The sequence below is a fragment of the Microbispora siamensis genome, from assembly GCF_016863095.1.
Classification (GTDB): domain Bacteria; phylum Actinomycetota; class Actinomycetes; order Streptosporangiales; family Streptosporangiaceae; genus Microbispora; species Microbispora siamensis.
This window is the reverse complement of the sequence record NZ_BOOF01000011.1, coordinates 1-18,381: the sequence shown is the minus strand read 5'-3', so window position 1 is coordinate 18,381 and position 18,381 is coordinate 1. Positions and strand designations below refer to the sequence as shown.

The 18,381-nt window shown below is 72.6% G+C and carries 17 protein-coding genes; 9 read left to right on the top strand and 8 right to left on the bottom strand.

The window, feature by feature from the left end; translation table 11 throughout:
• Positions 1–39: 39 nt before the first annotated feature.
• The 4 genes from Msi02_RS12060 to Msi02_RS12045 are packed head-to-tail and all read left to right on the top strand — an operon-like array spanning position 40 to position 4,263.
• Positions 40–1,062: a carbohydrate ABC transporter permease gene (locus tag Msi02_RS12060; protein ID WP_204048426.1), complete on the top strand. Its 1,023-nt coding sequence runs from the start codon at positions 40–42 to the stop codon at positions 1,060–1,062.
• Complete coding sequence (locus Msi02_RS12055; protein WP_079314476.1) at positions 1,055–1,879, top strand: carbohydrate ABC transporter permease; 825 nt, start codon at positions 1,055–1,057, stop codon at positions 1,877–1,879. Before Msi02_RS12060 ends, Msi02_RS12055 begins: the two co-directional genes overlap by 8 nt.
• Entirely contained in the window at positions 1,876–3,267 is a 1,392-nt protein-coding gene (locus tag Msi02_RS12050) for a GH1 family beta-glucosidase (RefSeq protein WP_239108331.1), read from the top strand. The genes Msi02_RS12055 and Msi02_RS12050 overlap by 4 nt, the downstream gene beginning before the upstream one ends.
• On the top strand, positions 3,268–4,263 hold the full coding sequence (locus Msi02_RS12045) for a LacI family DNA-binding transcriptional regulator (RefSeq protein ID WP_079314478.1): 996 nt from the start codon (positions 3,268–3,270) through the stop codon (positions 4,261–4,263). It begins immediately after the preceding gene.
• A 13-nt stretch (positions 4,264–4,276) separates the two neighbouring features.
• Here Msi02_RS12045 and Msi02_RS12040 read toward each other — a convergent pair whose 3' ends face one another.
• Entirely contained in the window at positions 4,277–4,615 is a 339-nt protein-coding gene (locus Msi02_RS12040; protein WP_079314479.1) for a rhodanese-like domain-containing protein, read from the bottom strand.
• Positions 4,616–4,651: 36 nt separating this feature from the next.
• Here Msi02_RS12040 and Msi02_RS12035 point away from each other — a divergent pair, with 36 nt between their 5' ends.
• A complete protein-coding gene (locus Msi02_RS12035) occupies positions 4,652–5,305 on the top strand; it encodes a TetR/AcrR family transcriptional regulator (protein ID WP_239108330.1) in 654 nt (217 codons plus the stop codon).
• 60 nt (positions 5,306–5,365) lie between these two features.
• Here the strand turns inward: Msi02_RS12035 and Msi02_RS12030 are convergent, their stop codons facing one another.
• From Msi02_RS12030 to Msi02_RS12020, 3 genes are read right to left on the bottom strand one after another with little or no spacing between them, the layout of a single operon-like run.
• The gene (locus tag Msi02_RS12030) at positions 5,366–6,562 is read right to left on the bottom strand and encodes a hypothetical protein (RefSeq protein WP_204048425.1); all 1,197 of its coding nucleotides are present in this window, start codon (positions 6,560–6,562) and stop codon (positions 5,366–5,368) included.
• Positions 6,563–6,564: 2 nt separating this feature from the next.
• Positions 6,565–6,951: a Rid family detoxifying hydrolase gene (locus Msi02_RS12025; protein WP_079314482.1), complete on the bottom strand. Its 387-nt coding sequence runs from the start codon at positions 6,949–6,951 to the stop codon at positions 6,565–6,567.
• Between the two features lie 13 nt (positions 6,952–6,964).
• A complete protein-coding gene (locus tag Msi02_RS12020; protein WP_239108329.1) occupies positions 6,965–8,203 on the bottom strand; it encodes a type III PLP-dependent enzyme domain-containing protein in 1,239 nt (412 codons plus the stop codon).
• A gap of 108 nt (positions 8,204–8,311) precedes the next feature.
• On the opposite strand from Msi02_RS12020, the gene Msi02_RS12015 reads away from it, so the two are divergent.
• Together Msi02_RS12015 and Msi02_RS12010 are read left to right on the top strand one after the other, a co-directional pair.
• A complete protein-coding gene (locus Msi02_RS12015; protein ID WP_239108328.1) occupies positions 8,312–9,001 on the top strand; it encodes a tetratricopeptide repeat protein in 690 nt (229 codons plus the stop codon).
• 111 nt (positions 9,002–9,112) lie between these two features.
• Positions 9,113–9,979 carry an alpha/beta fold hydrolase gene (locus Msi02_RS12010; protein ID WP_204048422.1) on the top strand — a complete coding sequence of 289 codons (867 nt, stop codon included), beginning with the start codon at positions 9,113–9,115 and terminating at the stop codon, positions 9,977–9,979.
• On the opposite strand, the gene Msi02_RS12005 is transcribed toward Msi02_RS12010, so the two are convergent.
• On the bottom strand, positions 9,951–11,435 hold the full coding sequence (locus tag Msi02_RS12005; protein WP_204048421.1) for a nitrilase-related carbon-nitrogen hydrolase: 1,485 nt from the start codon (positions 11,433–11,435) through the stop codon (positions 9,951–9,953). The genes Msi02_RS12010 and Msi02_RS12005 overlap by 29 nt on opposite strands.
• Positions 11,436–11,664: 229 nt before the next feature.
• Here Msi02_RS12005 and Msi02_RS12000 point away from each other — a divergent pair, with 229 nt between their 5' ends.
• Both Msi02_RS12000 and Msi02_RS11995 read left to right on the top strand, forming a co-directional pair.
• Entirely contained in the window at positions 11,665–12,801 is a 1,137-nt protein-coding gene (locus tag Msi02_RS12000) for a sensor histidine kinase (protein WP_204048420.1), read from the top strand.
• Between the two features lie 4 nt (positions 12,802–12,805).
• A complete protein-coding gene (locus Msi02_RS11995; protein WP_079314487.1) occupies positions 12,806–13,486 on the top strand; it encodes a response regulator in 681 nt (226 codons plus the stop codon).
• 69 nt (positions 13,487–13,555) lie between these two features.
• Here the strand turns inward: Msi02_RS11995 and Msi02_RS11990 are convergent, their stop codons facing one another.
• From Msi02_RS11990 to Msi02_RS11980, 3 genes are all read right to left on the bottom strand, one after another.
• The gene (locus tag Msi02_RS11990) at positions 13,556–14,521 is read right to left on the bottom strand and encodes a hypothetical protein (protein ID WP_204048419.1); all 966 of its coding nucleotides are present in this window, start codon (positions 14,519–14,521) and stop codon (positions 13,556–13,558) included.
• A gap of 340 nt (positions 14,522–14,861) precedes the next feature.
• Complete coding sequence (locus Msi02_RS11985; RefSeq protein WP_204048418.1) at positions 14,862–16,406, bottom strand: N-acyl-D-amino-acid deacylase family protein; 1,545 nt, start codon at positions 16,404–16,406, stop codon at positions 14,862–14,864.
• A 13-nt stretch (positions 16,407–16,419) separates the two neighbouring features.
• Positions 16,420–18,381: DUF4153 domain-containing protein (locus Msi02_RS11980; protein WP_204048417.1), on the bottom strand; the 1,962-nt coding region annotated here is incomplete at its 5' end.

Below are 18,381 nucleotides of genomic sequence, written 5' to 3'. Positions count from 1 at the left end.
CGATCCGCTGCGGGGGCCCTGCCCAGAGGAGGATCTCCCATGGCATCACCCCCGGGCGGGTCCCTGCGGACCGTGGCGCCCTCCCCCGGCGGCCCCCCGTCCACCGTGCACCCGCCGGCGCGCACGCGAGCGGCGTCGGGCTGGCGCTCCCGCCTGCACCGGCTGGACCGGCAGGCCTCGCCGTACGCGTACGTCGCGCCGTTCTTCCTGCTCTTCGCGGCCTTCGGCGTCTTCCCGCTCATCTACACGGCCTGGGTGTCGCTGCACGACTGGAACCTGCTGAGCAGCGACAACCCGTTCATCGGCCTGGACAACTACAAGGCGCTGTTCGCCGACGGCTACTTCTGGAACGCGGCGTTCAACACGCTGTCGATCGGCGTCCTGTCCGCGGTGCCGCAGTTGCTGCTCGCGCTCGTGCTGGCACACCTGCTGAACCGGCCGCTGCGGGCACAGACGCTGTTCCGCATCACGCTCCTGCTGCCCAACGTGACCAGCGTCGTGGCCGTGGTGGTCATCTTCAGCCAGCTCTTCGGGCGCGACTTCGGGCTGATCAACCTGGTGCTCGACGGGCTCGGGTTCGGCCGGATCAACTGGCAGGCGGGCGTGGCCACCTCGCACGTCGCCATCGCCGTGATGATCATGTGGCGGTGGACCGGCTACAACGCGCTCATCTACCTCGCCGCCATGCAGGCCGTGCCGAAGGAGATCTACGAGGCGGCGACCCTCGACGGCGCGTCCAGCCTCAAGCAGCTGTGGGGCATCACGCTCCCGATGATCCGGCCGACCGTCATCTTCACCGTCATCGTCACCACCATCGGGTCGATGCAGATCATCGCCGAGCCGCTGCTGTTCGGCGCGCAGGTCAGCAACGGCGCGGCGGCCACGGGCGGCACCGACCGCCAGTTCCAGACCCTGGCCCTCTACCTGTACGAGAAGGGCTTCCGCAGCTTCGAGTTCGGCTACGCCTCGGCGGCGGCGTGGATGATGTTCCTGCTCGTGGTCGTGGTCGTGGCGTTCAACTATCTCGTCGTACGGCGCATGCGGGGAGGCCTCGATGCTTAGAGCGCTGCGTGGGCATCCGCTCACCTATCTCACCCTGGTGGCGGTGGCGTTCTTCTCGGCGTTCCCGGTCTACTGGAGTGTGATCGTCGCCTCGCACGACAACGCGGCGCTGGCCGAGGTGCCGCCGCCGCTGCTGCCCGGCGGCAACTTCTTCGCCAACGTGCAGCGGGTCTTCGACACCGCGCCGTTCGCGCTGGCGCTGCTCAACTCGTTCGTCGTCGCCGGGACGATCACGGTGTCGGTGATGTTCTTCTCCACCCTGGCCGGCTTCGCGTTCGCCAAGCTGCGCTTCCGCGGGCGCAACGTGCTCCTGCTGATGACCGTCGTGACGATGATGGTCCCGACGCAGCTCGGCATCATCCCGCTCTACATGCTGATGATCAAGCTGGAGTGGACCGGCACGATGTACGCCGTGATCGTCCCGGCGCTGGTCAACGCGTTCGGCGTGTTCTTCATGACGCAGTACCTGAGCCGCGCGCTGCCGACCGAGCTGCTGGAGGCGGGCCGGATCGACGGGTGCAGCACGGCCCGGCTGTTCTGGCACGTCGTGCTCCCGGCCGCGCGGCCCGCGGCGGCGGTGCTCGGCATGCTCACGTTCATGACCGCCTGGAACGACTACTTCTGGCCATTGGTGGTCCTCACCCCGGACAATCCCACTGTGCAGGTCGCGCTGTCGCAGCTCGCCAGCGGCTACGTGCGGGACTTCACGCTCGGCCTCACGGGCACGGCGGTGGCGACCCTGCCGCTGGTGCTCATCTTCGTCCTGCTCGGCAAACAGATCATCGGAGGCATCATGCAGGGAGCTGTTAAGGGATGACGGCGACGACCATGGCATCTCGGGGGACCGGATCGTCGAAGATGGTCTTCCCTGACGGCTTCGTCTGGGGCGCCGCCACGGCGGCCTACCAGATCGAGGGCGCCGCCGCCGAGGACGGCAGGGGTCCCTCGATCTGGGACACCTTCTCCAGGGTCCCGGGCAACGTGGCCGACGGCCACACCGGCGACGTCGCCTGCGACCACTACCACCGCTACGCCGAGGACGTACGGCTCATGGCCGGCCTGGGCCTGGCGGCCTACCGGTTCTCCGTGGCCTGGCCGCGGATCCTGCCCACCGGGGCTGGGCAGGTGAACGCCGCCGGCCTCGGCTTCTACGACCGGCTGGTGGACGAGTTGCTCGCCCACGGCATCACGCCCTACCCCACGCTGTACCACTGGGACCTGCCGCAGGCGCTGGAGGACGCCGGCGGCTGGGCCTCGCGGGACACCGCCGCGCGCTTCGCCGACTTCGCCGCCGTCGTGCACGAGCGGCTCGGCGACCGCGTCCGCACCTGGACGACCCTCAACGAGCCGTGGGTGGCCGCCTTCCTCGGCTACTGCTCCGGCGTCCACGCCCCGGGCAGGCGCGACCCGGCCGCCGCGTTCCGCGCCGCCCACCATCTGCTGCTCGGCCACGGGCTGGCGGCGCAGGCGCTGCGCGCGGCCGGGGCCGCCGAGGTCGCGCTCACCCTCAACCTCGCGCCGGTCATCCAGACGGACGACGGCCACCAGGAGGCCGCGCGCGTGGACGCGCTGATGAACCGGCAGTTCCTCGACCCGGCGCTGCGGGGCCGCTACCCGGAGGACGTGCTGGAGATCGCCGCCCGCCACGGCGGCCTGGACCACGTCAGGGACGGCGACCTGGCCGTCATCCACCAGCCGATCGACCTGCTCGGCATCAACTACTACAACCCGTCCTTCGTGTCGGCCGCGCCCGGTGAGCCGGCCAACCCCGCCTTCCCCGGCACCGAGGGCATCCGGTTCGAGCCGCCGACCGGCCCGACGACCGCGATGGACTGGCCCATCGAGCCGTCCGGCCTGGAGACCCTGCTCGTACGGCTGTCGCGCGACTATCCCGAGGTCGGGCTGCTCGTCACGGAGAACGGCGCGGCCTTCGACGACCACCTCACCGGTGACGAGGTACACGACAAGGACCGCATCGCCTACCTCGACGGCCACCTGCGGGCGGCGCACGCCGCGATCTCCGCCGGTGCGGACCTGAGGGGTTATCTCGTATGGTCGCTCCTGGACAACTTCGAGTGGGCCTTCGGCTATCACAAGAGGTTCGGCATCGTGTACGTCGACTTCGAAACCCAGCGACGCGTTCCCAAGGACAGCGCGCTGTGGTATCGAGACGTCATCAAACGCAATGGGTTTATGGGGGAATGAATGAAACGACCCACTCTGGAGGCGGTGGCGGCGCGGGCAGGGGTCTCCCGCGCCACCGTCTCCCGGGTCGTCAACGGGCAGATGACGGTGACACCGCAGATCAGGGATGCCGTGATGCGCGCCGTGGACGAGCTGGGATACGTCCCCAACTCGGCGGCGCGCAGTCTCGTCACCCAGCGGACCGACTCGATCGCGCTGGTCGTGTCGGAGCCGCCGACCAGGGTCTTCTCCGAGGACCCGATGTTCTCCACGGTCATCCGCTCTGCCAGCCTGGAGCTCGAGGCCGCCGACAAGCAGGTCGTGCTCATGCTCGGCGGCTCGGCCCAGAGCCACGCGAGGATCGAGCGCTACATCGCCAGCGGCCACGTCGACGGGGTCATGCTGATCTCGATGCACGGCGCCGACCCGCTGCCCTCCGCCATCGCGCGGATGGGCGTCCCCGTCGTCTCGTACGGCAGGCCGGCCGTGCCGGTGCCCCTGCCGTACGTGGACAACGACAACGTGGGCGGCGCGGTGAAGGCGGTGCGCCACCTGCTGGACAGCGGGCGGCGGCGCATCGCCACGATCGCCGGGCCGCAGGACATGATCGGCGGCCAGGACCGGCTCAAGGGCTACCGCGACGCGCTGCGCGAGTCCGACCGGCGGTCGATCGTCGCCGTCGGGGACTTCACCCGCGAGTCCGGCGCCGTCGCCATGCGCCACCTGCTGCAGGACGACCCGGACCTGGACGCCGTCTTCGTCGCCAACGACCTCATGGCCATCGGGGCACTGCAGACCCTGCGCCAGGCGGGCCGGCGGGTGCCGGACGACGTGGCGGTCGTCGGGTTCGACGACATCGAGGCGGCCCGCTACACCGAGCCCCCGCTGACCACGATCAGGCACCCGATCATCGAGCAGGCCGCCGCGATGGTCCGGCTGCTGCTGGGCCTGTTCAAGGACGGCCCGGCCGACCCGGTGATCCTCCCCACCGAGCTCGTCGTCCGGGGCTCCGCCTGAACGGCCGGATCGATCAGGACGCCGTGGTCAGCGACTCGACCGGCAGACCGGCCTCGACCCAGTCCTGAATGCCCTCCCGATACTTGCGCACGTCGGTGTATCCGAGCGCGGTCAGCCGGTTGGCCACGGCCTGGCTGTTGGGGCAGGAGGGGTTCGAGCAGTAGGTGACGATCGCGGCGTTCTTGTCCGGCAGCAGTTCGGCGGCCCGGTCGGCGACCTCGGCCTCCGTCAGCGGGATCGCTCCCGGAAGGTGCTGCTGCGCGTAGTAGTCGCCGCCCAGCGCGTCGACGACGGTGACGGTCCCGGCGTCGATGGCGGCCTTGAGCTCGTCCCTGCTGATGAGAGCGGTCATTGCGTCCTCCAAGTAACTGGACTACAGTCCGGTTGTGTGAACAGCTCGGAAACTACCGGACCGCAGTCCGGTTCGTCAAGGGATCTCGTCTCCCTGCTGGGAGACCCACCTCGTGAACGCGCGGACGCGGCCCGTAACCGGCGGCGGGTGCTGGAGGCGGCGGCGAAGCTGTTCCGGGAGCACGGCGTCGAAGCCGTTTCGATGGACGCGGTGGCGGCGGAGGCCGGGGTGGGCAAGGGCACACTCTTCCGCCGGTTCGGGGACAAGTCGGGACTCGTGGCGGCCCTGCTCGACGACAAGGAACGGGAACTGCAGGAGCGGATCCTGTCCGGGCCGCCGCCGCTGGGGCCCGGCGCGTCACCCGGCGATCGGGTGCGGGCGTTCGTCGAGGCCTACGCCGGCTACCTCTTCGAACACCTCGATCTGCTGCGCGTCTCCGAGACCGCCAGCCCCGGCGCCCGGTATCGGATCGGCTCCTACCGTTTCTGGCACCGCCACCTGGCGATCCTGCTGGCCGAGGCGCGCCCCGGCGCGGACGCCGACTATCTCGCCCACGCGCTGCTCGCCCCGCTGGCCGCCGAGCACGTCACCGCCGTGCTACGCGAGTGCGACACCGCGCGGGTCGCCGCAGGTCTGGCCGTCCTCACGGACGCCCTGGTCCAGCGGCACGAACAGACCGACCGGCCGTGACACCCGGCGCACCGGCCGCCGCTCACAGCCCCGGCCAGGCGAGAGCCGGCGATTCCGGCTTCAGGCGAGCGCCTCGGTGATGCGGCCGAGCGCCTCGAAGGGCGCCAGGCCGTACGCGTAGAAGTCGGTGGCCCCGGCCCCCGCCGTACGGGCCGCGCGGACCTTGGCGGCCAGCCGCTCGGCGGAGTCGGTGTCCGGAGCGCCCGGGCGCAGCACGACCCTCAGCTCGGGGTTCTTGCCCACCGAGCGCCGGTAGGCCGCGACGTCGTCGGCCACCCGGGCGGGGTCCCTGGCGTATCCGAGGACCGCGAACGACGGGACCAGGTCGCCGAGCGCCACCAGGTCGATCCCGAGCTGCCAGGAGTCGTGCGCGGCCAGCCCGGCCGAGGGCAGCCCGTGGGCGTAGCCCTTGGCCGCGCCCGTCGCGTCCATGAACGTCAGCCGCGCGCCTTCGGCCGTCACCGCCGCCGCGACCTCCCCCACCAGCGACGTGACGCTCTCGGAGCGGGCCCGCGCGTACGCCACCGCCTCGGGACCGGCGTAGGCCGTCAGCGCCGCCCGCGTGACCTCGCCCTCGGCGGGGGGATCGCCGTCGAGCACGCCCCCGACGATCCTGGCGCACTCCTGCCTGGCCACCTCGGCGTTCACCCCGAGGTCGGCGGCCCGGCGCATGCAGTGGGCACAGAAGCACAGGCCGAACAGGAAGGCGTCCATGGGGCCGAGCGCCACCTGGCACCGCTCGTACGCGAAGGCCCCGAAGTGCAGCGATTCGGCCACGACCGTGTCCACTCCCTGCCGGGCGACGGCCCGGGCCAGAGCCACCGCGTACGCCCGTACGTCGGGGTGCGAGGGGCACAGGTCGGCCGGGGAGCCGTGGTCGCCGAAGCAGTTCTCCACCGTCACGTCGGGGTGGGCCAGGCCGAGGGTGGCGTTGTGCAGGAACACCGTCCAGCCGTGCAGCCGCATCCCCCGGTCGGCGCAGGCCCGGCGGAGCTCGTCGAGCGGCCGGTCCTCCGCCCCGGGCTGCACGGGCGCGGTCAGGCGCAGCCCGCCGAACAGGTCGTCCGGCGGGGGAAAGTGGACGCCGTCGCGGCGCAGCGTCAGCCGCGACGCCCCGTGCGGGGTCACGTCCCTGGCCTGGTGGTAGGCCGCGGCCACCGCGACGCCTCGCACGCCGTACGCCGAGGCCCGGTCGAGCAGCCCTCGCACGCCCTCGGCGCGCAGGTCCTCGACGAAGACGTACAGGGCGCTGTCCATCGTCAGCGGCCCGCGTACGCCACAAAGTCGATCTCGACGAGGATGTCCATGAGATCGGAGCCCACGGTGGTGCGCACCGGGTAGGGCCGGGTGAAGTAGGACTGGTAGACCTCGTTGAACGCGGCGAAGTCCTCCTTCAGGTTCTGCAGGTGGACCGTCGCCTTCACCACGTCGTCGAACGTCAGGCCGTGGGCCTCCAGCACCGCCCCGAGGTTGCGCATCGTCCGGTGCGTCTGGGCGGCCACGTCGTCGCCCACGACCTCGCCGGTCTCGGGGTCGAGCGGCCCCATTCCCGAGGTGTAGAGGAAGTCGCCCACCACGAGCCCCTGCGAGTAGGCGCCGATCGGCGCGGCCCCGGCGGTCGTACGGATCTCCTGCTTGCCAGCCATTGTCACCGCTCCATCAGAAACACGTATTGATCAAATCAATCACGATGTCGTCGTCGTCCACCACGGGGATGACGCGCCATTTATCGAAGGCCGTACACGGATGGGACAGCCCGAACGCCACCAGGTCTCCCGGGCGCAGCCCGGCGTCGCCGCTGAGATAGGCGTGCTGGTCCTGCACCTTGACGACCGTCACCCCGGCCAGCGGCTCGGCCGGGCCCCGGCCGCCGCGCCGTACGGCCCTGGGGAACGGCAGGTGGATGTCGTACGGGACGTCCCGCTTGCCCATGCCGGCCAGCACGAGACCGGGCTCGGGCACGGACAGGACCTGGGCCCAGACCTCCAGCGCCGGGCGCAGCTCGCCCTCCAGCCGGTTGTACGGCGTGTGCTCCCGGTAGTAGCCGTCGTCGTGGGCGATGTAGGCGCCGCTGCGCAGCACCACGGTCGCGCCCAGCTCCCCGGTCAGCGGCGCGAGCTCCTCGGCCACCAGGTCGAACCACGAGCTGCCCCCGGCGGAGACCACCATGGAGCCGGCCACCTCCGGCGCGAGCGTCCGCGCCGCGTGGGCCAGGTCGCGCAGGAATCCGCGCACCTCGGCGGCCTCGTGGTGGGTCCCCTCGTATCCGGCGACCCCGGCCAGCTCGGTCCCCCTGGCCTCCCGCGCCGCGCGGGCCACCGCCAGCAGCTCGTCCTGCCCGCGGCAGCCGGACCGGCCGCCCGGGTGGCCCAGCTCGACCAGCACGCGGAACGGTACGTCGCCGGCCATCTCGTCGAGCACGCGCACGCCCTCGACGGAGTCGGCGTAGCAGAGGAAGTCGAAGCTCGCGATCTCGCCGGCCAGCCAGCGCAGCGCGCCGCGGTCGAAGATCTCGTTGGCCAGCAGCACGCGGGGGACGCCGAAGGAGCGGTGGACGAGCACCTGGCCCGGCGTGGCGGCGGTGACCCCCCAGGCCCCGGCGTCGAGTTGGGCCCGCACGAGCTGCGGCGACATCGTGGTCTTGGCGTGCGGCGCGAAGGCCAGCCCGTGCCGGTCCGCGAAGCGGGCCAGCGTCGCGATGTTGTGGTCGAGGGCCGAGCGCCGCGCCGTCATCACCGGCCAGGTGAACGTGCCGTCGAACAGGGAGTGCCGGGCCTCGGCGAACTCACGGCCGCCGATCGGCTCACCCGGCCACAGGAAACCCCGGGTACGCGCGTCGACGACGATCTCCGGGAGCCCTCGCGGTGTGTCATGCCGGGGGCCGTCCGCGAAACCCACGCCGCCCCCTCGTTGTCCCGGTTCAGACCACCTTGTGGATCGTACTGGACCACCACGGCGGGGGTAGACTCGCGACCTCGCACCGCGGTGATCACGAATGGAATCGGGATGAGCGGCGACGTACGACTCGAACGGGCCAGGGTTCTCTACGAGCAGGCGGTCTTCGGCGGCGACTCCTCGGCTCTCGCCGAGGCCGACCGGGAGCTGGACGCGGTGGAAGCCGACCTCGCCACGGCGGGAACGGGACGGGACATCGGCGCGGTCGAGGCGGGTCTCGCGCTGGCCCGCGGCCGCGTCGTCCATGCGCGGTTCCTCGAACACCGTGTGGAGGACCCCCGCGAGCTCGAGCTGTTCGAGCGGGCCGCCGACCTCTACCGGCGGCTCGGCGACGTACGCGGCGAGGGCGAGGCGCTCTTCTGGGTCGGCTGTTTCCACCAGGTCGTACGGGACGACGACGACGCGGCCGGGCCCGCCTTCCGGCGGTCGCATGAGCTCGCGGCGAGGGCCGGCGACAGGCTGACGATGTCCTACGCGCTCAGGCACCTGGGCATCGCGGAGCACAGGGCCGGGCGGCTGGAGGCGGCGCGGGACCGGCTGGAGGAGTCGGTGCGGCTGCGCCGGGAGCTCGGCTTCCATCCGGGTGTCGCCGCCAACCTGGTCGGGCTGGCCTACATCGCCGCCGCCGAGGACCGCAGGGACGATGCCCTGCGGCTGCTCGACGAGGCGGCCGCCCTCGCGGAGGAGAGCGGCGCTCTGGGCATCGCGCGGCACGTGGAACAGGCGCGTACGGCCCTGTGACCCCGGCCGGGTCGAATCGACGCCTCCGCCGATTCCGCGAATCGCCCTTCATTCGATGACACGTTCGAGATAAGGTTGGCCGCCTCACCCGCGTCGAAGAGGAGCCACTCCATGCCCGAGCCCAGGACGCACACCCTTGAGGTGCCCGGCTGCGTTCTCCACTACGACGTGCGCGAGGCCGAGGGAACCACCGAGCCGATCCTGCTGCTGATCGGATCGCCGATGGGCGCCGCCGGGTTCGCCGCCCTGGCCAGGCACTTCCAGGACCGCACTGTGGTGACCTACGACCCGCGCGGGAGCGACCGGAGCACGCGGACCGACGGCGCCGCCGAGTCGACGCCCGATCTGCACGCCGACGACCTGCACCGCCTGATCGACGCGCTCGGAGGCGGGCCGGTGGACATCTTCGCCAGCAGCGGAGGCGCGGTCAACGGGCTCGCGCTCGTGGCCCGGCATCCGGAACAGGTGCGCACGCTCGTGGCGCACGAGCCGCCGGCCGCCCAGGTGCTGCCGGACCGGGAGCAGGCGCTGGCCGCCGTGGCCGACATCCGGCGGACGTACGATCGGCAGGGTTTCGGCCCGGCGATGGTGAAGTTCATCGTGGTCGTCGGTCACCAGGGCGAGATCCCGGCGGACTTCGCCGATCAGCCCATGCCGAGCCCGGCCGAGTTCGGGCTGCCGGCGGAGGACGACGGTTCGCGTGGCGACGTGATGTTCGAGCAGAACCTCATGACCTGCACGCACTACGAGCCCGACTTCGACGCGCTCCGCGCGGCCCCGACCCGCGTCGTCGTCGGCGTCGGAGTCGAGTCGGAGGGCCAGATGGCCCGCCGCGCGGGCGAGGCGGTCGCCGAGCGGCTCGGCACCAAACCCGTGATCTTCCCCAGCAACCACGGCGGGTTCCTCGACGACACGTTCGGCACGCCGGGCGACCCGGACAACTTCGCCGTCACGCTGCGCCAGGTCCTGGCCGGGTAGTCCCGGCCGGCGCACGCCGGGTGCGGGTCAGGAAGGCGAGTGCGAGCACCAGCAGGAGCGCGCAGGCCCAGGCGAACCAGTCGCCGAACCTTGTGTAGGGCGTGTCGGCCGAGCGGGTGGGCAGCGTGGTGAGGGCGGACACGAACGGCGCGTCCGCGCTGTGCGCCTCGGTCCGGATCCGGCCGTTGGCGTCGCTCACGACCAGGTCGCCGTTCCGCGCCGCGCGCGCCACGGTGAGCCCGGTCTCGACGCCCCGGGTGACCGCCATCCTCCCGTGCAGCCAGCGGTCCCGATCGAAGTCCCAGGCGGGCACGAAGATCGCCGTGGCGCCGCTCCTGCGGTAGTCGCGCACCAGACCGGGCAGATCCAGGTCGAAACAGATCGCGATCCCCCAGCGGGAGCCCGAACCGGGCACGAAGGCCATACGGTCCCCGGGTTGGAAATCGCTTTCCAGTCCGGGGATGAGGTGGTGCTTGAAGTACTCGACCGGCCGGCTCCCGTCGGCGGGGAAGTCGATGGCCGCGTTGCGGAGGCTGCCGGACCGCTTGAGGACCAGTCCGACGACGATGTCGACGCGGTGGTCGGCGGCGAGCCGCGCCAGCGGCGCCGCCAGGGCGGGCAGTGTCGCGTCGTCGGCGATGAAGACCTTCTCCGGCATGACCACGACCCGCGCACCTCGTGCGGCGAGGCCCGGGATCCGCGCCGTGTACCGCCCGAGGAGGTCACGTCCCTCCGCCGAGGCGACCGGGACCCAGCCGTCGTGGTCGGCGGCGAGCAGCGCCACCTTCTCCGAGCCCGAGCCCTCACCGTACGGCGTGCGCAGCCGCCAGGCGCCGTATCCCACCGCCAGGGCCAGGACGATCGCGGCGGTGACCGCCACGCGCAGCCGCCCGGCCGCCCCCGGTACTGCGGGGGACGGTGCGAGGAGCGCGGCGGCGGCCGCGGGAACCACGAGGATCAGGAAGGTGATTCCCCACGGTCCGGTGACCGAGGCGGTCTGCAGGACCGGAAGGACGCCGGCCTGGGTGTAGGCCAGGCTCCACCATGCCCCGTTCGGTGACAGCACCGAGGTCGCGTACTCCACGGCGACCCAGGCCGCCGGCACGACGGCGACCGCCGTCAGCGGACGCCCCCCCAGCATCAGCGCCCGTGACAACAGGACGACCAGCCCGAACAGCAGGGCCGACCCGACGAGCATCGACACGACCATCGGCGGCGGGATCCGCACCGTGTCGAGGAAGTAGCCCCACATCGCCGTCTCACCGCCGAGCCACGCGGCCGACGCCGCGAGGAACGCGGCGCGGGCGCCGACATGGTGAGCCAGGACGAGCACCGGCAGCGGTGCGACCCAGGTGAGCCAGGGCACCGGCGTGAGCCCGGTGCCGAGATGGAACAGCGTCGCGGACAGCGCCGTGGCGGCGAGCACCACGGCCAGACGCCGGATCGGTGAATTCATCGTGCAGCCTCCTTCTCCAGCCGCCCCGACCCTCCAGGCTCCGGCCTCGACGCACATCACCGGCGGGAACGATCCGGGTGCCGGTCGCAGGGACCAGGACCGCTCGGAGAGTCGTGGCACCGGGTTTCACTCGAAGGAGTGAGACGGCCTTCAACCGGGCGGTGGAGGCGACGGCGGGTGCCGCGCGCATAGTCTTGCCGGGTTCCCTCCGACAACCCCGGAGCCGGTCATGCGGGCGAGCATCCTCAGTGCATCAAGGGCCGACGTCGCGATCGCCGCCGTCGTCACCGTGATGACGGTGACGCCCGTCCTCGTCCCGTACCGGCAGCCGTGGTGGGCCGTGGCGCTCGCCGTCCTGATGTCGGTGCCCGTGCTGTGGCGGCGCCGCGCCATCCTCCCCGTCGGGGCGGTCGTGGGCTGCGCCACGACGCTCCTGTCGATCACGGCGAAGTCGCTGCCGCACTCCGCGACTCTGGTGCTGCTGCTGTTGCCCTACGGCGTGCTCGTGTGCACCTACACGTTCGCGGCGGCGGATCTCTCCCGGGCGCGGCGCGCCGGGGGCATCGCGGGTCTCGTCGCCGGCGTGGCCGTGTCGCTCGTCGTCCCGCACGAGGATCTGGAGACCTACCGTTACCTCCTCACCGCGATCGTCGCCGCGTACGCGCTCGGCGTGGGCGCACGGGCCCGGCGGGCCGGCCGGGAGGCCGAACGGGAGCGCGAAGCCCGCATCCGCGAGGAACGCGCCGCCGCGGTCGCCCGCGAACGCACCCGGATCGCCCGCGACATGCACGACATCGTGACCCACTCGGTCGGCCTCATGGTGATCCAGGCGGAGACCGGCCCGCTGGTGGTGCGCGATCACCCGGAGAAGGCCGAGGCGGTCTTCGAGGCGATCGCCGAGGCCGGACGGGACGCGATCGGCCAGCTCCGCCTGATCCTCGGCGCGCTGCGCGGAAGCGAGGCACCCGGTGGTCCGGCTCCGGCCCGGGGACCGCAGCCCGGGCTCGACGCCCTGCCCGGTCTGCTGGACAACGCCCGCCGGGCCGGCCTGGACGTCTCCGCCGACGTGCGTGGCGAGCCACGGCGCCTTCCCTCCGACGTGGACATCGCCGCGTACCGGATCATCCAGGAGGCGCTGACCAACACGATCCGGCATGCTGGAGCGAGCACCGTCCGCGTAGGGCTCCACTGGTCCGGTGACACCCTGGACGTCGAGGTCGCCGACGACGGCCGGGGCGGACGGGAGCTACGGGAAGGACACGGCATGATCGGGATGCGGGAGCGGGTCACGGCCTGCGGCGGCCGGTTCGCCGTCCGGCCGGGGAACCCGGGTCTGACCGTCACCGCGACCCTGCCGATCGGCTGACGGCATGCTGCGCGTACTCGTCGCCGACGACCAGGACCTGTTCCGCGGTGGCTTCGCGATGATCCTCAACGCCCACGACGACATCACCGTGGTCGGCGAGGCGGCCGACGGCGCCGAGGCCGTTGCCAAGGCGGTCGAACTGGCGCCGGACGTGGTGCTCATGGACATCCGGATGCCCGGCGTGGACGGCGTCGAGGCCACCGCGCGGGTGTGCCGCAGGACCGACGCGAAGGTGCTGGTCCTGACGATGTACGACGTCGACGAGTACGTCTACGACGCCCTGCGCGCCGGGGCCAGCGGCTTCCTGCTCAAGGACGTACGGCGGGACGACCTCGTACGCGCCGTCCGCCTGGTCGCCGAGGGGGAGTCGCTGCTGGCCCCTGCGATCACCCGGCGCCTGATCGCCGAGTTCGTCGGGCGTGGACGTGCCCGGCCCCGGCTGCGGCAGCGACTCGGTGAGCTGACCGACCGGGAGATGGACACGCTGCGGCTGCTCGCACGCGGCCGGTCCAACGCCGAGATCGCCGCTGATCTGGTGGTCACCGAGCACACGGTCAAGAGTCACGTGAGCAACCTGCTGACGAAACTGGACCTGCGCGACCGCGCGCAGGCCGTCGTCTTCGCGTACGAGTCCGGCCTGGTCGTCGCCGGAGACCAGGAGATGTCCCGCACCGATCGGCGATGACGACGCGGCGCCGCGCATCGGGACACCGTGGGGCCGTAGGACCCCGCTTCGAGGGCCTCGCCGAGGCGCTCAGGAGCCGATGAACGCGGTGAGGGCGGCCGTGCCGATGGGAGACAGGACGCTGAGGGCGGCGATCGGCCGGCGCAGGATCTGGGCGTCGATGTGAAGGTGGGTCTCCAGGCGGGTTCGAGCCGCCAGATAGGTGTCGTCGGGAATGCCGGCGACCGGTTCGCCCAGGGCGCGGTCGATCAACCTGTACGCCTGGGTGCGCCAAGCCAGGACGAGCGGGACGACCACCGCGGCCACCAGTGTGGCGAAGAAGGCGCCGTACCCGAGGACCCAGCCGGGCGGGAAGTCCGAGGCCGGGATGGCGTGGGACATGATCAGGGTGGCGCGCAGGGCACCCGTGTTGACCACCGCTGTGGACACCAGCAGGGCCAGGACCAGGGCGCACCTTTCGATGGTCTGCCAGACGTGGGCGGTGGCCTGGACGGCGGCGGCGACGACAAGAGCGTCAAGCCGCGCCGGGGAGAACCCGCCCACCGGCTGCGGAGGCACGATCCGGCCGATGTGTACGGCCAGGAGCCCCACCTGCTCGTGGGTCAGCCACACCAGCAGGAGCCAGGGAGCTCCGCTGATCCATCCCGCGAGGGTGAGGCCCTGGATGAGCACGGCGAAGTCCCGGATCGGCACCCTGACGTGATTGCTGCCGGACACGACGAGATTCAGGAGCAGCGCCGCCGTCGCCCCGAGCACGACGTACGCCAGTAAGTTCCACGTCCACCACGCCCGTCCCCGCGTCCAGCCGGACGGCAGGGCGCGGACCGCCGCGATCCCACGCAGAAGCAGCACCACCGAAACCAGGAGCGACACCGTCGCGACGGCCGCCCAGTTCCGGAACGCTCCGTCGACGTAGTCCCTGTTCTGAGCACGGTCCAGCGCAAAGGCGACAATCCCGGCGAAGACCCCCAACGCCGTCACCGTCGCGGCCAGCGTCGTCATCGCCGGAGACCGCCACCACGCCCGTCCGTTCATCTCGGTCCCGAGCCGCAGTCCTGGCAGTTGCTCAGGGGCCGGCGACGCCGCCCGTTCCGCTGACCCGCCCGAGCCGGACTTGTCCACCTCCTCCACACCAAGCCATACCGCCAAATCGTGGACGCGTTACACCAGGTCCCTTGCTTCAGGGCTCTGCGAGCGCAGTCACCCGCGCAGCACGACGAGCTGGTGCCGGAGGCATCAGCTTTTCGGCCGTCCCTCTTTGTCGTAACGGCGTCGGCGACGGCGCGCGCCGCCGCCCCGCCGGACGAGCCGTCCGCGACGCACGCCGCCCACCTGTGAACCACCCATGGACAGCGAGCCAACCCTGGTCGGGCCTTCAGGCGGGGCGCAGCGGGCGGCCGGGGGTGGCTCCGGTGAGCTTGCCGCCGCGCAGCACCGGCACGCCGCCGACGATCACGTCGTCCACGCCCACGGCGAGCGACCGGGGCCTCTCGTAGGTCGCGGTGTCTGCCACCGTGGCCGGGTCGACGACGACCAGGTCCGCGGCCTGACCAGGCCGTACGAGACCGCGGTCGGGCAGCCGGAAGCGGCGCGCCGGGTGTGAGGCCAGGTGCACGGCGGCCTGTTCCCAGGTGAGGTCGCCGAGTTCGCGCACGTGCCGGCCGAGGTAGCGGGCGAACGCGCCGAAGCCGCGCGGGTGCGGATGGCCGCCCACGTAGATGCCATCGGAGCCGCCGGTGTGGCCGGGGTCGCGCATGACCGCGCGCACCGACTCCTCCCCCGCCGGGCCCTCGTCGGGGCGGGCCTGCACGCAGCCCGCCTGGAGCCGGGTCTTCGCCAGCAGCAGCCGGCAGAACTCGGGGGGCGTGGCGCCGTACTCGGCCGCGGCTGCGGGCAGGGTCATCCCCTCGGCCCACTCGAACCCGGGGGCGTGCGAGAGCGTGATGCGCGGCCACAGGTCGTCGCGTCCCGCCCACTCATCGGCGAGGCGGTCACGCTCGGAGGACAGCATCGCCACGGCGCGGTCGGGGTCGGCGGCGGGCACCCACGGCGGCAGCGTCACCATCGCCAGGATCGTGCTGGACCGCAGGTAGGGATACGTGTCGAAGGTCAGGTCGACATCTCGCCGCCGGGCGTCCTCGACCAGCGGCAGCAGGGTGGAGGCCGGGCCGTGGAGGTGCGAGACGTGCACGGCCGCGCCGGACCGCCGGGCGATCTCCACGACCTCCGCCATCCCCACCGACGCGGACGCGCCGTACGCGCGCATGTGGGTCACGTACGGCAGGCCGTTCAGCGGCCGGCACAGGGCGGCGAGTTCGGCGGCGTCGGCGTACCGGCCGGGGGCGTACTCCAGCCCCGACGACAGTCCGGCCGCCCCTTCGGCCAGGCCCGTCTCGACCCTGCGGAGCATGGCCCGCGTCTCGTCCTCGTCCGCGGCCCGCTCCGCCGGGCCCATCACATCGAACCGGATCGTCGCGTGCGGAAGCAGGTAGACGGTGTTGAGCGCGGTCGCGCCGTCGTATCCGGCGAGCAGTTCGGCGACGCTCACCGGCCCGTCCACGTGCGGGTGCGGGCCGTTGACCGCCGCGAAGTAGCGGCTCGCGTACGCGAAGGCGGCTGGCGACGTGGCCGGCGCGAACGACAGCCCGTCCTGTCCCAGCACGAACGTGGTGACCCCCTGCCGCAGCGCGGCGTGCTGCACGAGAGGGTCGAACACGGCCGCGTCGCCGTGGGCGTGGCAGTCGATCAGGCCCGGCAGCACGAGCCTGCCCGCCGCGTCGATCCGCACGTCCGCCTCGGCGGCGTCGAGGCGGCCCACCGCCTCGACCCGGCCCCCGCGCACGCCGACGTCGGCGCGGAACGCGGGGGCTCCGGTGCCGTCCACGACGCGGCCACCGCTGATCAGCACATCGAAGGTCACGCCCCCGATTAGATCAGTCGTACGGGCCGGGCACACGCGACGAGCCGGGGCAGTCGTCGGGCCGCACGACGGGCCGCCGCTCCAGCACCTCCCGGGCGCGGGCGCGGGCGAGGTTCCAGCCGTTCCACGGGTCCGGCCTGGACAGGTCGTTGACCGCCACCACGTCGCTCAGCACGCAGCTGCGGTCCGGCTCGGGCAGGCGGTCGAGGATCGGCACGGCCTCCGCGCCGAGGTCGCTCAGATAGCGGTGGTCGAGCCGCTCCACGCCCCGGACCGTGAGCTGGGTCTCCGCCACCCGCGCGTCGGGGTCCCACACCGCGAACGCCAGCAGCGACACCCCGGTGAGCAGCACGAGGGCCCGGAAGAACCACGACGTGCCGCCGCCGGACAGCCGCACCGCTCCCGTCGCCAGCACCAGCACGAACACGGCGCCGAGCCACCAGATCGTCGCCTCCACCGAGGCCCGCAGCCGCGACAGGCCGTACGCGTCGGTGTAGAGGCCGAGCCGGTGCAGCGCCGAGGCGAGGATGACCAGCGTGAACGCGCACAGCAGGCCGAGCAGCGCGGCGAGCAGCCAGCGGTCGGCCCGGCTCTCGCGGCGCAGCAGGGCGACCGCGGCCGCCACGACGCCGAGCACGAAGACGCTGACCGTGACGAGTTCGAAGAAGCCCGACCTCGCGTACTGCGCGTAGGTGAGCCCCGCCGTCGTCAGCACCCTGCGGCTCCCGCCGAACAGCACCGTGATCTGCACGGCCACGAACGCCGCGAACAGCAGGTTCAGCCCGAGCAGCGGGATCACCCACACCTGCCGGCCGAGGGACATCCGCAGGTCGGGCGCGGCGGGCTCGGCCACCGGGCGCAGGCCCACCAGCACCGCCGCTGCGGCCAGCACCGCGAACACGCAGAAGACGAAGACCCGGTAGGGCAGGCTCTGCGCCCATTCCGGCGTACGCAGCAGGTCGCTGAGGAAGGCCGAGAAGACGGCGTCGGCAGAGGAGAACAGCAGGCCGAAGACGGCCAGCAGGACGACGGTCACGACGGCGCTGACCAGCGTGGGCAGCATCCGGCGCCGCGCCAGGCCCCGGAGCGGCCCGGCCAGGAACCACGGCAGCGGCAGCACCGCGAACGCGACCGAGACCCCTCCCTTGATCACCGCGAGCCAGCCCCGCCCGCCGCCCGACACCGCGAGGGACCCGACGCCGAACGCGGCCAGCAGCACCGGCCCGACCAGCCATTCGGCGTCGCGGAAGAGCGCCACGGAGACCAGCGCGTACGCCAGGAGGCCGAAGACCACCGTCCACGGCGTGATCCGGCCACGCCGGAGCGGCAGCACCGCCGGGAACGCCGCCGCACCCAGCGCGACCGCCGTCAGCACGATTCCCAGCCCGGGCGACGCGTACGGCAGGGCGACGGCGGCGACCAGGCCTGCCGCCGCGGCGGCGGGCAGCAGCCATCGGGGCGCGTCCGGCAGTTGCGGCCGCGGGAACAGCGGCGGCGGCACGTACGCGGGCGGCGGCGGGGAGACACCCGCCCCCTGGGCGGCGGGCTCGGCCGGACCCTGGGGCACACGAGCGGCGGGCGGGGAGACGCTCACGCCCTGGGCGGCGGACTCGGCGGGACCCTGGGGCACACGAGCGGGCGGCTCGGGCATCGGCGGGTATCGCCCCGGCCCCTGCGCGAACGCCGCCGCGGCTCGGCGGGCCGACGACGAGCCCCGCACCACTCCCGCGATCGTGCCGAGGGCGGTGAACAGCATCAGCGCTAGGACGCCCAGGCCGAGGAAGACCGAGACGATCATTCCGGTGAAGAATCCGGCGAACATGCCGACGCCCGCCCCCAGCGCCGCCCGCGCCAGGTGCCCGGCGCGGTCGTAGCCGACGCCGGGGTGCGGCGCGAGCGTGTGCGGCGCGAGCGTGTGCGGCGCGAGCGTGTGCGGCGCGAGCGTGTGCGGCGCGAGCGTGTGCGGCGCGAGCGT

Bases quoted from the DNA above. Each gene is read 5' to 3' on its own strand.
- Msi02_RS12060 (WP_204048426.1), top strand. From the start codon at position 40: ATGGCATCACCCCCGGGCGGGTCCCTGCGGACCGTGGCGCCCTCCCCC.
- Msi02_RS12055 (WP_079314476.1), top strand. From the start codon at position 1,055: ATGCTTAGAGCGCTGCGTGGGCATCCGCTCACCTATCTCACCCTGGTG.
- Msi02_RS12050 (WP_239108331.1), top strand. From the start codon at position 1,876: ATGACGGCGACGACCATGGCATCTCGGGGGACCGGATCGTCGAAGATG.
- Msi02_RS12045 (WP_079314478.1), top strand. From the start codon at position 3,268: ATGAAACGACCCACTCTGGAGGCGGTGGCGGCGCGGGCAGGGGTCTCC.
- Msi02_RS12040 (WP_079314479.1), bottom strand. From the start codon at position 4,615: ATGACCGCTCTCATCAGCAGGGACGAGCTCAAGGCCGCCATCGACGCC.
- Msi02_RS12030 (WP_204048425.1), bottom strand. From the start codon at position 6,562: ATGGACAGCGCCCTGTACGTCTTCGTCGAGGACCTGCGCGCCGAGGGC.
- Msi02_RS12025 (WP_079314482.1), bottom strand. From the start codon at position 6,951: ATGGCTGGCAAGCAGGAGATCCGTACGACCGCCGGGGCCGCGCCGATC.
- Msi02_RS12015 (WP_239108328.1), top strand. From the start codon at position 8,312: ATGAGCGGCGACGTACGACTCGAACGGGCCAGGGTTCTCTACGAGCAG.
- Msi02_RS12010 (WP_204048422.1), top strand. From the start codon at position 9,113: ATGCCCGAGCCCAGGACGCACACCCTTGAGGTGCCCGGCTGCGTTCTC.
- Msi02_RS12005 (WP_204048421.1), bottom strand. From the start codon at position 11,435: ATGAATTCACCGATCCGGCGTCTGGCCGTGGTGCTCGCCGCCACGGCG.
- Msi02_RS12000 (WP_204048420.1), top strand. From the start codon at position 11,665: ATGCGGGCGAGCATCCTCAGTGCATCAAGGGCCGACGTCGCGATCGCC.
- Msi02_RS11995 (WP_079314487.1), top strand. From the start codon at position 12,806: ATGCTGCGCGTACTCGTCGCCGACGACCAGGACCTGTTCCGCGGTGGC.
- Msi02_RS11990 (WP_204048419.1), bottom strand. From the start codon at position 14,521: ATGAACGGACGGGCGTGGTGGCGGTCTCCGGCGATGACGACGCTGGCC.